Source organism: Agrobacterium sp. 5Ca50, from assembly GCF_055381905.1.
Genome location: NZ_AP026439.1, coordinates 966,941 through 982,506, shown reverse-complemented (window position 1 = coordinate 982,506; position 15,566 = coordinate 966,941). Strand labels below are relative to the sequence as shown.

Below are 15,566 nucleotides of genomic sequence, written 5' to 3'. Positions count from 1 at the left end.
CGTCGAATACCAGTGAACGCATTCGTTCGTGGAATTTTGAAAGTGACGTTATGATCTTTGTGCGCGCCGTGTTTGCCCTAGTTGCCCTTTTTGCCGGACTTCAGTTTGCTCAGGCTAATGGTGTGGAGTGGGACAAGAAGGTGACGCACGGAAAGTTGGATAACGGCCTCTCCTACATTCTCTACGACAGCAAACACGCAGATGAACCGTTCAACATCCGCCTTGTTGTGCACGCCGGATCTGTTGATGAAGAGATACCGCGTGGCACTGCCCACATCCTTGAACATATGGTGTTCCAGTCGACGCAGGCGCACCCCGAGACATTACACACCTACTTTCAGAAGCTTGGGTGGCGCACCGGCGTGCAGATCAATGCAGTCACGCGCGAAGCAGAGACCCAATATATGGTTCGTACCCGCCCGAATGATGCGCTAGATGTAGAAGGGTCCTTGGCACTGGTTGCTGACATGGCCTTTGGCGCGAAACTGTTGGCCGAGGACTGGGACAAAGAACGTTTCGTCATTCTTGAAGAACTGCGCCTTGATAACAAGGTGGCTGAACGCATCAACCGACAGAAAAAAGAGCTGCTGCGTGCAGGTTCGCGTTATGTAGATCGTCCGACGATTGGCACACGTGAGGGAATTGAAGCGACGACCATCGCTGACATCAAGGCGTTTTACGATGCCTACTATGTCGCGTCCAACATGACCCTGATCGTCTCTGGCAGGATAGATGCGGCAAGCACTGAGAAGGCGATTATCCGTCTGTTTGGCTCAGCACCGAACAAGCCACAACCATCCAGAGACTACGTGGCATTCCCGTTGAAAGATGAACTCTCCATCGGCCTGGTACAGGACCCACAGGGCACCACCTCGCAAGTAACCTATGCTTTCAGACTGGAAATGCCACCCCGTCAAAGCGATGACGGCAGACTTGCCTATCTCGAGAAATATTTCCTGACCCGCCTGATGCGCGACGCGATACAGACGCAGGGCGAACATTACGGTGAGATGGTCGATTCTCTCAGTTTCGTCATTCAAGAACCCGTAGAGCGGCGGCTTATTCTGGCCTTCAACGCCAGAAGCGAAAATCATGACAGAGCGAAAGACATTTTGCTTGAAAGTGTCGAGCGACTGCGGCGTACGGGCTTGTCTCGAGATGGCTTCGACGCTCTGATGAAAGATGCTGTCCGGATCAACAGCCGCAATCCTGACGCCGCGGCCCAGCGAACCTATGCAGAATGGGAAGACCGTATTACCAACGCAGTGATGATGGATTCCGTGCTGCAAGATGCAGGTGAAAAGGCGAGGGACACACATGCCCTGCTGGAGCAGATCACCTTCGAAAGCCTGTCTGCCCGTATGCAGGATATGCTGCGCGCGCCCGACCAGGTGATGATGTATCAGGTTCCGGGCGACAAGTCGGTAGAGCTTCCATCGGTCGACGAGATCAGTGCCCAACGTCAGGCGTTGTCCACGGTTACAGCACTACCAGATTTGCCCGCCATTGTAGCAAAGGAACCGGTCGCGAAAGAGCAGCCGCTGCCAATATGGCCAACAGACTCGACGGTTGATGTAACGGGAGAAATCGTCTCGGAAACCCGTCATGACAACCCAACGATACAGGAATGGGCACTTTCGAACGGCGATCGCGTGGTCTGGCTGGAGCGCGACACGACGGATGGCAAGGTCTATCTATCAGGACAATCCAGACCGGGTTTCATGAATGCCGAGTTCGGCAGCACAGTTTCACAGGCTGCCATTCAACTCTGGGAACAAAGCGGTTTTAATTTCTGGTCACAGGACGAATATGAACTTTGGAAAAAAGCCCAGCCAGCGAGGTGGAGTTGGGCGCTGAAGGACAGCATGCTCGACGTTGCCGTGGCTGCAAAACCGGAACAACTCCCCGAATTGTTGCGTCAATATGCAGCGAGTATAAAATTTGGTCTGGTTCGTGAAGAGGCATCTGACGCTTTCCGCACCCAGATGGCCAGCAACCTCACCTCTGCCAATGAGTATTCGCAGTTGCTCTACGGAGAGTCTGCCGATCACCCCGGCGATGCAAACATTGGAGTGATTGATGCACAGGCGCTGGAAAAAGCAGCTCGCGCGCTCGTCGCGGAACCGGTAACCTGGTTTGCGGTCGGTCCCGCCCCAACGCCTGAGACCAAAACCACATTTGCAAAAACAGTGAGTGCGTTGGCACGCGCACCAACTCTCACACCAGCACCCGCCAGGCAGCAAGACGGCATACACAAAAAGAGCATTCAAACATTTAGGGATCATCGGGCCCAGGTCGAAATATCTACGTTCACAGCCCTTGAATGGACGCCAGAAAAAGCCTTCCTCATTTCGACGCTGACACCAGTCGCACAGCAAGCGCTGAAAAATGAACTGCGCAATCATCTTGGTGGCATCTACACGCTGCAGTTTGAGTTGCGCATGGACCCAGAGACCAACCGCAGCATCAGTACCTTGTCGTTCATTTGTGCGCCGGAGCGGGCAGAAGAGCTGGCAGACGCTGCCATAAATGTCCTGAAGAACATGCCGCAGAACATACAGGCTGTGGACTTCAAGCGATTGCAGGCAGACATCGACTTTGCCGAAAGCGGGCGTATGAGTGACGCCAACACTTGGCTGCGCCGACTGTCTTTGAGTTACCGCCGTTACGGCGACCCGACCTACCTCAGCAACATGCCAAAATTGAGCGAACAGTTGACGCCGATCGCGTTGCAGACCTATGCCGAGCAGGTGTTTAAAACAGATAATATAGCTGTGCTGACCCGCTTGCCTCTGGCCAAGGCGCAGTAATTGCAACGTTCAGATCGCTAGACGCAGCGTGTTGATAGTTGCTGCGTCTGCTCCGTAATTATACGGCCTTATCACCGACCATCTGATGCCTGCCCATCGGCAGCATCAGCGGCCGCCCTGAGGTAGGGTCGGTTATGATGCGGCTCTCAAGGCCAAACACCTGTCGCACATTGTCCTCTGTCAGAACCTCTTCCGGCTTTCCCGTGATGTGCAGTCGTCCACATGCCATTGCGACAAGATAGTCGGCATATCGTGCCGCCAGATTGAGGTCGTGGAGAACCATGACGATTGTCGTTCCACGCGACTGATTGAGATCGGTCAACAGATCCAGCACCTCAATCTGATGGCTGATATCGAGGAAGGTCGTTGGTTCGTCCAGCAACAGGACTTCAGTCTGCTGCGCCAGTGCCATTGCAATCCAGACACGCTGCCTTTGCCCGCCGGAAAGTTCGTCGACCGGTCGTTCTGCCAGCTCAACAGTTTTGGTGGCAATAAGCGCTGTCGCGACAGCTTCATCATCCGCTGATGTCCAGCGCGCAAACATGCCCTGATGCGGATGCCTGCCACGGCTGACAAGGTCTGCCACCATGATACCTTCAGGCGCGATAGGGGATTGTGGCAAAAGCCCCATCACTTTCGCCAGTTCACGTGATGGCATTTTGTGAATGGACTTGCCGTCAAGCAGCACGTGGCCTGCACGTGGCGTAATCAGCCGCGACATGGTGCGCAGCAGTGTCGACTTGCCACAGGCATTGGCGCCAACAATCACGGTGATTTTGCCATGTGGCACCACCAGATCGAGGTCATTCAGAATGACGCTATCGCCATATCCGGCTGAAAGTTTCGTGGCGGCAAGTGAATAGGTAGTCATAGTGAACCTCCGGCGCGATTGACGCGCACGATAAGGAAAATGAGGTAGGGGGCGCCGAGCGCACCCGTAACGACACCGACCGGATAACGGCTGGGCAACAGGAATTGCCCGCAATAATCGCCAACCAGAACGAGCGTTGCGCCGACCAGTGCCGAAGGCACAAGCAACGAACCATTGTTACCCATGATCCTTGCAGCGATCGGCCCGGAGAGGAAAGCAACAAATGCAATAGGCCCGGCCACTGCTGTGGCAAATGCGATCATTCCAACCGATGCGATGATAACGATGATCCGTGTCTTGGCGACACGCACGCCAAGTGCTGCGGCAGTATCATCGCCGAGCCGTAAGGCTTCCAGATCACGAACGCGGGTCAGCAGCAGTCCACCGAAGGCAGCCAAGGCGAGAATGAGCGGCAGTGTCTGCGACATCTGTGCGCCGTTCACACTGCCCGTCAGCCAGCGCATCGCCTCCTGAAGGCTCCAGGCCGGCGCGACAGACAATATGTAAGCAATAAAACTCTGCAGCATGGCAGAGACACCAATGCCGACAAGGATCAATCGCGTCCCTGCAACACCGTTGCGAAACGACAGAGTATAGACCAACAGCGCAATACCAAGCCCGGAGACGACGGCGAAAACTGACACGATCGGCCCGCTGAGCGACAGGACAACAATGGCAAAAACCGCAGCGGCACTTGCGCCGGAACTGATGCCGATAATGTCAGGGCTGGCGAGTGGGTTGCGGAGCATGATCTGAAAGGCGACGCCACCCATGCCAAAACAAAGTCCCGCAACAATGGACAGGACAGCGCGCGGCAACCGCAACTGACCAACGGTGAAACTCAAACCCGGGATATTCTCACCAAGCAACACACGGATAACGTCTTTCGGCGGCGTAAACGTCTGGCCGGACATCAGCGTCAGTGCAAAGACGGCACATAACAACACCACCAGACCGGAGATAACAAGCCACCGGCCACTAGCGCGCTGACGCCGGTTTCCAGCGATCGAGGTGATGACAGGGGAAAGCATGCTCATAATTCACGCACCCTTTGCCGCCTGACAATCCAGATAAAAAACGGCGCCCCGACGAGTGCAGTGACAATGCCCACATCCAACTCGGCAGGCCGTGCCACGATGCGTCCCATAATGTCCGCGGCCAGTAGTAGGCAAGCTCCACTCAAGGCCGAGAAAGGCAATAGCCAACGGTGGTCTACCCCCACCAGCAGGCGGCACAGATGTGGAACGACGAGACCAAGGAAACCGATCGGACCACAAATCGCAGTCGTTGCACCACATAAGAGGATTGCCCCGAATGACGCTATGGCCCGGGCAGTCGCAACACGTTCGCCCAGACCAGCGGCCAATTCATCGCCGAGCGCCAATGAGTTCAACTTGCGAGCCGACAATAGGCTGATCGCAAAACCAACGATCAGAAACGGCAGCACATGAGAAATACGCTCAAATGTCGCCCCACCAACACCACCGATCTGCCAGGCGCGAATGCCGCCCGCAATATCATTGCGTGGCAAGACTACAGCGATAACCAAAGAGGAAAAAGCGACCGATGTCGCGGCACCAGCCAGTGCCAATTTGAGCGGTGTCGCACCGCCGCGCCCCATCGAGCCGATGACGTAAACAAAAACAGCTGAAATGCCGGCACCTAAGATGGCGACCATGATGTAGGCGTATGCCGACGCGATACTGAACCACGCCACACCCACCACGACCGCCAAAGACGCACCCATATTGACGCCGAGAATGCCGGGATCAGCCAAAGGATTGCGGGTAACGCCCTGCATGATCGCACCTGCCAAACCGAGTGAAGCGCCCGCAAGCAATGCAAGCAGAGTCCTTGGCAGTCGGACTGCGACAGCAGCTTGGCTTATATTATCCGTATGGCCACGCAATGCCATTACGATATCGCTCCAAAACACGTCTCGTGTACCGATCGCGACCGACAAGGCGCAGAAAAAAGCAAGTGCTGCCAGCACTACAACCAAACCTAATAACCGCGAACGGCGGGTATTTCCGGGACAAGCCTTCGCAGCCTGCGAGGACCCTTTATTCAATATCATTTGGACTTTCCCGCCGCCTCGGCAAGCAGATTGACGTAGTCTTTCAACACCCACGAAATCGACAATGGTGTTGGATTGGATGCAGTACCGAGTGGATTGCGGCCCAGCATGACGATTGCGCCATTGGCGACAGCGGGCATTCGCGAAAGCAGGGGATCAGCGTTCACCGCATCCAGCAAGGCCTGGCTGCCGTAAGTCACGACGATATCAACATCATCAAAGGCGTCGACACGTTCTGCACTGACGCCCGCAGCAAACTGGCCCTTGGTGGTTGCATCCAAAACGCTCTTGGGTGACTTAAGACCGAGATCGGCAAAAAACTTCACGCGGGTGTCATTGGCGGTATAAAAATTGACGATGCTGAGGTTCGTGGTGTCGAGATGCGTCACAAACATTGCCGACTTGCCCTCAAGCTGAGGATGCCCAGCGACAGTATCAGTGATCTCCTTTTCAATCCGCTTAATTAGTGCATCGCCTTCTTTCGCCATGCCGAGCCCTGCGCTGTTAAGGCGGATCATATCGCGCCAGTCAGTCGCCCAGGATGATTCCGGATAAGCAACAACCGGTGCAATCTGGCTCAACGTGTCGTAATCGGCCTGACTGAGGCCGGAATAGGCTGCGAGAATGACGTCCGGCTGGGTTGCAGCGACGGCCTCGAAGTCAATTCCATCCCCCTCATCAAACAGCACAGGCTTTTCAGTACCAAGCTCTTTCAGCTTTTCAGCGACCCATGGCAACAGACCGTCGCCATCGTCATCGCCAAAATTGGCTGCAGCAAAACCAACGGGAACAATGCCCAATGCCAACGGAACTTCATGATTGGCCCAAGCGACAGTCGCGACGCGCTCTGGCTTTTTGGCAATCGTGGTTGTTCCCAACGCATGTTTGATGACGATCGGATAAGACGTGGTTTCGTCTGCACGGACCTGTGTGAATGCCAGCAATGAAAGGCATGTCACAACCACCATTGCGTAAAAATCGAAGAACCTTGGCACGGCCAACCCTCCTTGATATTTAAAGTTGGCTTTCCAGTTCCAGTTTAATGGGGATGCGTCAAGGCTTACGCAAACGACCAACCGGCAGCGCGTCAAAGTTTCCGGAGTTTCATACAAAACCAGAGGAATCTACAATACCAGACTGTACGCCTCAAGTTAACAAGCGCGGAAGGTGAATACAGGGTATCGCCACAGTCCGTGCCATTCTGCATCAAAGCGACGCACAGAACCGCTTTGGCAAAGGACTAAGAAATGCACCCTGTTGGTGACCAGCAACAACAACGCCAACCTCTGGAATTTGGACATGTACAGCAAAAAAAACGGCAGCACAGGCAAACGGTCCGGTCTTCATTATCGCAATGCTGCCCTTCTTGGATGCACGGCACTGATCGCTTTTTCGCCGGTAACATCGCTGGCGCAAGATGCAGACAGTTCAGGTTCCAATACCGTCTTGCAAACCATTACTATTGATGGCGCCGGCGCGGATGATGACAGCAAATCCATTGTCGCTACCAAAACAACCAGTGGCGGCAAAATTGCTACGGACATCATGAACACGCCTGCCAGCGTTTCTGTGATCACGTCAAAAGAAATCCAGCAACGTGGCGCGCAGAACGTCGAAGAAGTGTTGAAATACACCGCTGGCGTCACGACTGATTTTTATGGCTCAGACGACCGGTTTGATTATTTTAAGGTTCGCGGTTTCGATGCCTATATGTATCGAGACGGCCTTTTGATCGGTCGTCCCTTTGGTGGTCTCCGTGAAGAGCCTTTTGCATATGAACGCGTCGAAGTGCTAAAAGGCGCCAACTCGGCAACATTCGGCGTTTCTGACCCAGGTGGCGCCGTCAACTACATGACGAAGCGACCCAAAAACGAAAGGTTTGGCGAAGCCTATGTGACCGGGGGATCTTACGACCGCGCCGAAACAGGGATCGATTTTGGTGACAACATCACTGAAGACGACACGCTATCGTATCGCATTACGGGCAAGGTCAAAAATGCAAAGGCCGAGTTCGATTTCTCGAATGATGACGAGAAGTTTTTTATGGGCGGCCTTACATGGCGTCCTACCGATGTCACCAGCCTGACCGTTGTTTACGATCATCTTAATACTGATGGCGTACCGGGAAGTGGTGGTCATCCTGTTGGGACGGATTTCAGCAGAAGTCGTTTCTTCGGCGAGCCGGATTTCAATTATCGCGGAGTCAACAGAAACTCCTTGAGCGTCATGTTCGATCATGATTTTGGCTCAGGTCTGAGCTTCAGTACAAATGCCCGATATAGTAAAGCAAACACCGATTTTGGTTACGCATATATTGCGTCGACGCCAACGAATGGCTCTACGACTGCTAACCGTTCATTCTTCGCAGACGATTCATCAGATGAGAATTTCATCGTTGATTCACATCTGCAATACGAGGCGAACTTTGACGCAGTCGAAAGTAAGACCCTGTTTGGCGTCGAATACAATAACCTATCCTCTGATGGTCAGATCAACTTCGGTGACGCACCCGGCATTGATTGGACCAACCCGATATATTCGGGCGCGCCAACATCAGTTCCTCTGGGTGAAATAACGCGAAATCGCCAATACACTACGGCTATATATGCACAACAAGATTTGACGTTCTCCGAAAAACTCATAGCCACCGTCGCGCTTCGAAATGATTGGCTTGATTTGAAGCAACACTCCACTTCGTATTGGACAGGGTCCGAAGTGGTTAGCAATGATGAAGACCGCGTGAGTGAGCTTACTAAGCGCTTTGGCGTCACCTATCGATTTACTGATGCGTTTGCCGCCTATGCAAGCTACGCGGAGTCGGTGGCACCACCCACAGTAGGCGTTCAACCCGAGCGCGGCGACCAAATTGAATTGGGTGTAAAATATCAACCCACAAATTTTCCGGGTCTATTTACTGCCGCGATTTACGACCTGACCAAGTCAAATATTACTGTCACGAACCCAGTGACAAATCTTCCGTCGACCATCGGTGAAGTTAGGGTTCGGGGATTGGATCTTGAGGCAAAAACAGAGGTGACAAACAACTTCAGTTTGACAGCAGCCTACTCGTACCTGAAATCAGAGATCACTGAGAATGGCACTGGCGGGAACATTGGCAACGAACTGCAATTCGTACCCAATCATTCAGCTTCGTTGTGGGGTAATTATACTCTCGAGGGCAACGACACCATTGGCGACATGACTTTTGGCTTGGGTGCTCGTTACATTGGATCTTACTATTTCGACGATGCAAACACGCAAAAAACTGGAAACAACGTCGTTTTCGATGCGTCGTTCAACTACAAGATTCAGGAAAACACATCGCTGGATCTGAATGTCAGCAATCTGTTCGACAAGAAGTACGTCGCTTATGGCGGTTTTGGAGCTGACTTCTACAATCCGGGCCGGTCGTTCGCCGTCACACTGCGCCGGACTTGGTAATAAAATACCCCCACCTGACAGACCGTCTGGTGGGGGTACACGTTTTAATGCCTGTTTTGCCCGGAATGGCGTAATCGATCAGGCCGACAGACGTTGTCCGCTCGTCGTATCGAACAGATGCAGGTTTGCAGGATCAACGTCGAAGCCGATGTTTTGTCCCACATTCAGACGCGTTTCTGCTGGAAGTGCGACGCTGAATTCATGCCGACCATTCTTCAGTGTTACCAGACGTGTTTCGCCATGAAACTCGTTGCGATCAACCTGTCCACGGAAGGTTCCGGCCGTTTCGTTCAGGCGAAAAGCGCCAGGACGAATACCAACTGTCACAGCACCGGGGCGGACATTGAAAGGTGCGCCCAGGTTGACTGTATCACCAGCCAAAACCCCATCTGATGCCTGTAGCTCCAGGAAGTTCATGTTCGGCGTACCAATGAAACCGGCTGCAAACAATGTGGCAGGCGTCTGATAGATCTCCTCTGGCGTACCCATCTGTTCGATATGACCATCCTTCATCAGCACGATGCGATCAGCCAGCGTCATGGCCTCAAGCTGATCATGCGTGACGTAGATGCTGGTGGTTTTCAGGTCATGGTGCAGGCGGGCGATTTCAACTCGCAGGCTTCCGCGCAGCTTGGCGTCGAGGTTTGAAAGCGGCTCGTCAAACAGAAACACTTCCGGTGTCTTGATCATAGCACGCGCAATCGCCACGCGTTGCTGTTGACCACCGGAGAGCTCTGTCGGTTTGCGCGACAGATAGACGTTGAGACCCAGCGCTTCGACGACCGGTGCCAGACGTGCGTTGATGGCATCCTCTGCAACACCCGCACGTTCAAGACCGAATACGATGTTCTCGCGAACGGTCATATGCGGATAAAGCGCGTAGTTCTGGAACACCATGGCAATACCACGATCACCAGGATCGCGGTCATTCATACGCTGACCGCCGATGAGAAGATCGCCGCCAGAGATATCTTCCAGACCGGCAATCATGCGAAGCATGGTCGATTTTCCGCAGCCCGATGGGCCGAGGAAAACCACGAATTCATGGTCATGGATCGACAGGTTGAAGTCACGCATGACTTCAAGCGAACCGTAGACCTTACGGATGGAACGGCATTCGACTGTAGCCATCAGCTCGTTTCCTTATCCAGCACGATTTGCAGCTTCACATCTTCAGGGCGCCCTTCGGCAGCCCGCTCAAAAGCAGCAATCGATTGATCGAAATTATATGTGTCCGAAACGAGCGGCTTGAGATTGACCTTACCAGCAGCAATCAGCGCCAGCGCACGGTCAAAGACGTTTGCGTAGCGGAACACGGTCTCAATACGGCACTCACGGGCGCAGGCAGCAGCGATATCGAAAGGAACCGGCTCCGGTGGCAAACCAACCAGAACGACAGTGCCGCCCGGACGCACGACCTTGAACAGGTCCCGTATGGCAGCAGGTGCACCGGAGCATTCAAATACGATGTCTGCGCCCCAATTTTCTGTCGCCTCATTCACGGCGCTGACAATATCTGTTTCGCGCAGATTGATGCCGGTGATGCCTTCGTAGGTCTCAGCCAATTTCAGCTTGGTTTCGGACAGATCCGAAATCAATACGCGCGAGCAACCGCCAGCCAGTGCCGCCAGAGCAACCATGATGCCGATGGTGCCGCAGCCCATGACGACGGCTGTATCGCCGGGCGTGATGTGGGCGCGGGCAGCTGCCTGCATACCAACAGCAAAAGGCTCGACCATCGCACCTTCCGCGAAGGAAACATTGTCAGCCAGCTTGTAAGTGAAACCGGCGGGATGCACGGTCTCAGGGCAAAGAATGCCGTGAACAGGTGGTGTGGCCCAGAATGTAACGGCAGGGTCGACGTTATAGATACCGAGACGCGAGGCGCGCGAGATCGGGTCAGGAATGCCAGGCTCCATGCAGACACGGTCCCCGACTTTGAGATGGGTGACATTGGCACCAGCCTCAATGACCGTACCGGCAGCTTCATGACCGAGCACCATTGGCTCGTTGACCACGAAATCACCAATACGACCATGTGTGTAGTAGTGCACATCGCTGCCGCACACACCAACCGTATGCAGGCGGATACGGACGTCATCCGGTCCCATGGTCTGGGGCAGATCGATATCGCGCAGGTTCAATTCGCCAACGCGTTCCAGGACAAGTGCTTTCATTGAATAATCAACCCTGATTTTGTTTTTTCGAGAATGCGGCATTCAGACCGCCCGCCAGCAATCCAAGCAGGATAAGAGGGGGCATGGACAAAAGAACGACGGCTGCGTTTAGAATACCCCAGGGCACGTTCATGCCGAGCTGGGACATTTCGGATGCGATGATTGGCAACGTTTTCGCATTGGATGTGGTAAGCATCATTGCCAAGAGGAACTCGTTCCAGACGAGCACGAAAGAAAAGGCAATCGCGCCGAAAATCTGGAACCGAGCGATTGGCAATGCCACGCGGAAGAATGTTGCATAAGGTCCGAGCCCATCAACTCGGGCCGCTTCTTCGACGTGAATGCTCACACGCTCAAAGGCAGGAACGGACAACCAGATCGTAATCGACGCGGTAACGATCAGATAGGTTACGATCAGTGACAGGCGTGAATCGTAGAGACCGAGGCCCAGCCAGATCACCAGCATCGGAATAGCAATCGCGACAGGCGGCAGGAAGCGCAGCGACAGAACAAAGAACTGCGCTTCTGCCGTCAGTCGGTTCTTGAAGCGGGCGATCACATAAGCCGAGGGAACGCCAATGATGGCACCGATCACCACGGCCGACGAGCAGATAATGACCGAGTTGGTCAAAGCCCGTGCCACAGAGCGACGGTTCAACACGTAACTCATATTGTCCCAGACAGGCTGGAAAAACAGTTTTGGTGTACTGACCAGCAGATCCGAATTGGTTTTGAACGCATTCAGTAGCGTCCAGAGAAGCGGCAGGACGACAAACGCCGCAGCAACGATCAGCACCAGGCGAAGGAGAATGGTGGAAATCTTCATCGGTTCAACCTCTTCCAGGTAAAGGTAAAGGTTACGACTGTGAGCACCATCATGATGACCGCCATTGAAGACGCATAGGAAATCTTGCCGGATTCAATAAAGCCTTGCGAATAGGCGTACATATCGAGCGTTTCGGTTGAAATGCCCGGACCACCACGCGTCATGACGTAGACGAGATCGAAAGAGCGCAGGCTTTCAATCGCCTTCACCAGCAGAAGACTGATCAATGGCGCCTTCAGCATCGGCAATGTCACGAAGCGGTGAATTTCCCAACGACTTGCCTTATCAATGCGCGCAGCTTCCAGCGGTTGCGGCGGCAGAGATTCCAGCAGCTTCAAGATGATAACCGCGAAGAACAATCCCCATTGCCAAACATCAACGAAGGCAACAGCCAGAAGGGCACCCCAAGGTGTCGAGAGAATATCCGGGGTGCTGCCCGTCAATTCACGCACCGGCCAGGTCAACGCACCGTAAAGCGGATGAAAGCCGAATTTCCAGACGAATGCAGCACAAACGCGCGGCAGCAAAACCGGAATGATGAAAAGCAGACACAGCACATTGCGCATGCGCGGTCCAGCAGCTTCAAACATCGCAATACCAAGTCCGATGCCTGTCAACATGGTCAAGCTGACGCTGATGACTTCCCATTTTACCGATACCCAGAGGGCATTAAGAAAACGCGCATCCGAAAAGAGAGCAATGTAATTTGCAAACCAGATGTAGTCGGCCACCGGTTGGGAAAGTGTCCGGTTCTGCAAAGAAATATTGACCGCATAGACCGTGGGCACCAGTGCCAGCACGACCAGGATCAAAAGGGTCGGCCCCAGAAATACATAGGGCAGTGAACGTCCGCGTCGCATCACAGCAGATCCTAGGCTGAAGAGATGGGCGCGCATGAAAGCGCGCCCTGTTTTTGATTATGCAGCATCAGAGCTTGCGGGCGAAGGCTTCAAGTTCGTCCAGAGTGCCCTTGATGTCGGTACGGCTGCCGGTGATCAGCTCTTCAAGCATGATGCCCCACTGATTGCCCAGCTCCTGCCAGCGAGCATCCTGCCAGAACGTCACCTGTGTGCGCTTGCCGGTCTCTGCCATCGCGTCAGAAAGGTTCTGACCGAATGTCTTGGCATATTCTGCACTCTGGTAGGTGCTGGTTCTGGTCAACTCACCCGGCTGACCGGCAGCGAGACGGCGAGCTTCCTGCTCCTTGGAGGTCGCCCATGCAACGAACAGACCGGCGCAAGCCTTTTCCTCATCCGTCGCATTTGCCTTGGAGGCCACTGCGAAACCATGCGCATAACCAGCGCCTGGCAGTGGAGATGGTGGAACGGAGAATGCAACCTTGTCGGCAACCTGGCTCTGCGCCTTGTCGACGGACATGCCGCCAAGTGGTGCGGATTCTACCAGGATAGCAACCTTGCCAGCGCGGAAGGCGCCGGTGGATTCATCCCACGAACCGGTCTGAGTGCCTGGAGCGGAATATTTGAACAGATCAAGATATGTCTGCGTGGCCTTTACAGCTGCTTCGGAGTTGAATGCAGGCTGACCATCCTTGAACCATTCACCGCCATTGGCCTTGAACAGTGGCATCCAGCGCCAGACATTGGCACCCGAACCGCGCTGACCACGCAGTGCTGTACCGTAGATACCATTCGCCGGATCATGCAATTTTTTGACAGCGGCGAGATATTCGTCCCATGTCTTTGGTGGCTGGATGCCAGCCTTTTCAAGCAGGTCTGTGCGGTAAACCATCAGGTCGCCGCCGCCCTGTACCGGTGCAAACCACTGCTTGCCGTCGTAGGACGCAGCAGCGCGCATACCTGCGTCGAAGTCGTTGTAGTCATATTCAGCCGGATAAAGGCCATCAAGCGGTACAATCCAGCCAGAAGATGCAAAGAGCGCAAGGTTTGCCTCATCAACGTAATAAACGTTGAAGCTACCAACAGTCGATGCATCGGCCTGCGACTTGGCGCGGCGGTCATTTTCATTCAGATAGCTGATTTCAAATCCTGCACCGGACAGCTTCTCGAACTCATCAACATAGTCCTCCAGCAGCGTCAGGCCGTCACGTGGCTGTGCAAGAATACGCACATCCGCGCTGCACTGAGCAGCAAAAGTGTTGGACGCAGCAAAAAGCGCAATCGCCGCACAACCAGTGCGGAGTAAAGTCTTAAACATGATTTCCTCCCTCAGAAGCTGCACTCCTGTACAGCTCACGCACCTATTTTCGAAAAACATTGGTTGGGAACTAGTTGGCTTTTTACCGTTAACTGATACTATTTTGACATTATCACGCCAATGATGAGAGATACACATGCGTATATCATCAGATTTTCCCCACTCGGTGTCAGATACCTACACCGCGACGCGCGAACAAATCATCCTTCCGGACAACATGTCCTACCTCATCCGGCGGGATGATTATCCCAACCCAATCTGTATCTGGAACTATCATCCGGAGTGGGAAATTCACTACATCTCTGATGCAGCAGGCTTTGCCTATGTCGGCGATTATGTCGGCCCGTTCAAACCGGGTCACCTTGTTCTGACCGGGACCAACCTGCCGCATAACTGGATCACCCCCGGCGCCCCAAACCTGCCGGGTCGTGACCTCGTTTTGCAATTCGATGCGGATACGTTGATGCAGGCCCGCGCCATCTGCCCAGAACTCGACGTGCTGCACCGTCTGAAACCGATGTCTCGCAGAGGCATAGAGATTCTGGGGCCGGAAGCCATTGATATTGGTGAGATGATTGTTGAGTTAAATGACCACAAGGGTGCCGTTGGTCTTGGATTGTTTCTGGAAATTCTGAATGCCATTGAAGCTGCACCGCGCAAGCGCGCATTGGCGACAGAACATTTCATATCGCTCTATGGCGAGCTATCCGACAAACGCCATCGCCGCATTGACCAGGCAATTCAGATTTTACAATCCAGACCGGATACACAAATGCATGAGGTTGCCGAGACTGTGGGGCTAGACCCTTCGGCATTTTCCCGCGCATTCAGACGGCTGACCGGCATGACCTTCTCAACCTATATTCGCTCCGTGCGTGTCTGGCGCGCCCGCACCTTGCTTGCCGAAACCGAGATGCCGATTACAGACATCTGCTTTGAAGCAGGCTTCAATAACCTGTCCAACTTCAACCGTTATTTCCGGATGGAAACAGGCTTGACGCCGCGTGACTACAGGACGGCATCGCGCATTCGTAACAAGTCGATCGTGCCTGCGCCCGAGATACGGACAAGATAACAGCTTGCCCCAAATCTGTGCGCGACACAGATTTTTCGTCAAATTATGGGGGTCGCACCTATTTGTTGTAACATGCTACAGAGCATTCAATAGAGTGGGCAATTCCGATTCCGG

Annotated in this window: 12 protein-coding genes; 3 read left to right on the top strand and 9 right to left on the bottom strand. The window is 53.9% G+C overall.

Annotated elements, in window-relative coordinates; genetic code table 11:
* Positions 1-50 precede the first annotated feature (50 nt).
* Positions 51-2,810 (top strand): M16 family metallopeptidase, encoded by a 2,760-nt coding sequence (locus ACZ5FM_RS21975; protein WP_464040768.1) that lies wholly within the window; start codon positions 51-53, stop codon positions 2,808-2,810.
* A 58-nt stretch (positions 2,811-2,868) separates the two neighbouring features.
* Here ACZ5FM_RS21975 and ACZ5FM_RS21970 read toward each other — a convergent pair whose 3' ends face one another.
* Genes ACZ5FM_RS21970 through ACZ5FM_RS21955 form a run of 4 tightly spaced genes read right to left on the bottom strand, consistent with a single transcriptional unit; the run spans position 2,869 to position 6,726 of the window.
* Positions 2,869-3,681, bottom strand: coding sequence for an ABC transporter ATP-binding protein (locus ACZ5FM_RS21970; RefSeq protein WP_464040767.1), 813 nt, complete (start codon positions 3,679-3,681; stop codon positions 2,869-2,871).
* On the bottom strand, positions 3,678-4,718 hold the full coding sequence (locus ACZ5FM_RS21965) for a FecCD family ABC transporter permease (RefSeq protein ID WP_192489059.1): 1,041 nt from the start codon (positions 4,716-4,718) through the stop codon (positions 3,678-3,680). The genes ACZ5FM_RS21970 and ACZ5FM_RS21965 overlap by 4 nt, the downstream gene beginning before the upstream one ends.
* Complete coding sequence (locus ACZ5FM_RS21960) at positions 4,715-5,758, bottom strand: FecCD family ABC transporter permease (protein ID WP_312948706.1); 1,044 nt, start codon at positions 5,756-5,758, stop codon at positions 4,715-4,717. The genes ACZ5FM_RS21965 and ACZ5FM_RS21960 overlap by 4 nt, the downstream gene beginning before the upstream one ends.
* Entirely contained in the window at positions 5,755-6,726 is a 972-nt protein-coding gene (locus tag ACZ5FM_RS21955) for an iron-siderophore ABC transporter substrate-binding protein (protein ID WP_275642553.1), read from the bottom strand. The genes ACZ5FM_RS21960 and ACZ5FM_RS21955 overlap by 4 nt, the downstream gene beginning before the upstream one ends.
* A 331-nt stretch (positions 6,727-7,057) precedes the next feature.
* Between ACZ5FM_RS21955 and ACZ5FM_RS21950 the strand changes: the two genes are divergently transcribed.
* Positions 7,058-9,199 carry a TonB-dependent siderophore receptor gene (locus tag ACZ5FM_RS21950; RefSeq protein WP_464040766.1) on the top strand — a complete coding sequence of 714 codons (2,142 nt, stop codon included), beginning with the start codon at positions 7,058-7,060 and terminating at the stop codon, positions 9,197-9,199.
* Between the two features lie 78 nt (positions 9,200-9,277).
* Here ACZ5FM_RS21950 and ACZ5FM_RS21945 read toward each other — a convergent pair whose 3' ends face one another.
* The 5 genes from ACZ5FM_RS21945 to ACZ5FM_RS21925 all read right to left on the bottom strand — a co-directional run bounded on the left by ACZ5FM_RS21945 (position 9,278) and on the right by ACZ5FM_RS21925 (position 14,377).
* Positions 9,278-10,330: an ABC transporter ATP-binding protein gene (locus tag ACZ5FM_RS21945; RefSeq protein WP_464040765.1), complete on the bottom strand. Its 1,053-nt coding sequence runs from the start codon at positions 10,328-10,330 to the stop codon at positions 9,278-9,280.
* Positions 10,330-11,376 (bottom strand): NAD(P)-dependent alcohol dehydrogenase, encoded by a 1,047-nt coding sequence (locus tag ACZ5FM_RS21940; protein WP_259147149.1) that lies wholly within the window; start codon positions 11,374-11,376, stop codon positions 10,330-10,332. Before ACZ5FM_RS21940 ends, ACZ5FM_RS21945 begins: the two co-directional genes overlap by 1 nt.
* A 7-nt stretch (positions 11,377-11,383) precedes the next feature.
* Positions 11,384-12,202, bottom strand: a complete 819-nt coding sequence (locus tag ACZ5FM_RS21935; protein ID WP_464040764.1) for a carbohydrate ABC transporter permease — start codon at positions 12,200-12,202, stop codon at positions 11,384-11,386.
* The gene (locus tag ACZ5FM_RS21930) at positions 12,199-13,062 is read right to left on the bottom strand and encodes a carbohydrate ABC transporter permease (protein ID WP_192489064.1); all 864 of its coding nucleotides are present in this window, start codon (positions 13,060-13,062) and stop codon (positions 12,199-12,201) included. The genes ACZ5FM_RS21935 and ACZ5FM_RS21930 overlap by 4 nt, the downstream gene beginning before the upstream one ends.
* A 67-nt stretch (positions 13,063-13,129) precedes the next feature.
* Complete coding sequence (locus ACZ5FM_RS21925; RefSeq protein WP_464040763.1) at positions 13,130-14,377, bottom strand: ABC transporter substrate-binding protein; 1,248 nt, start codon at positions 14,375-14,377, stop codon at positions 13,130-13,132.
* 136 nt (positions 14,378-14,513) lie between these two features.
* Here ACZ5FM_RS21925 and ACZ5FM_RS21920 point away from each other — a divergent pair, with 136 nt between their 5' ends.
* Entirely contained in the window at positions 14,514-15,452 is a 939-nt protein-coding gene (locus ACZ5FM_RS21920) for an AraC family transcriptional regulator (RefSeq protein WP_250984968.1), read from the top strand.
* Positions 15,453-15,566: the final 114 nt, after the last annotated feature.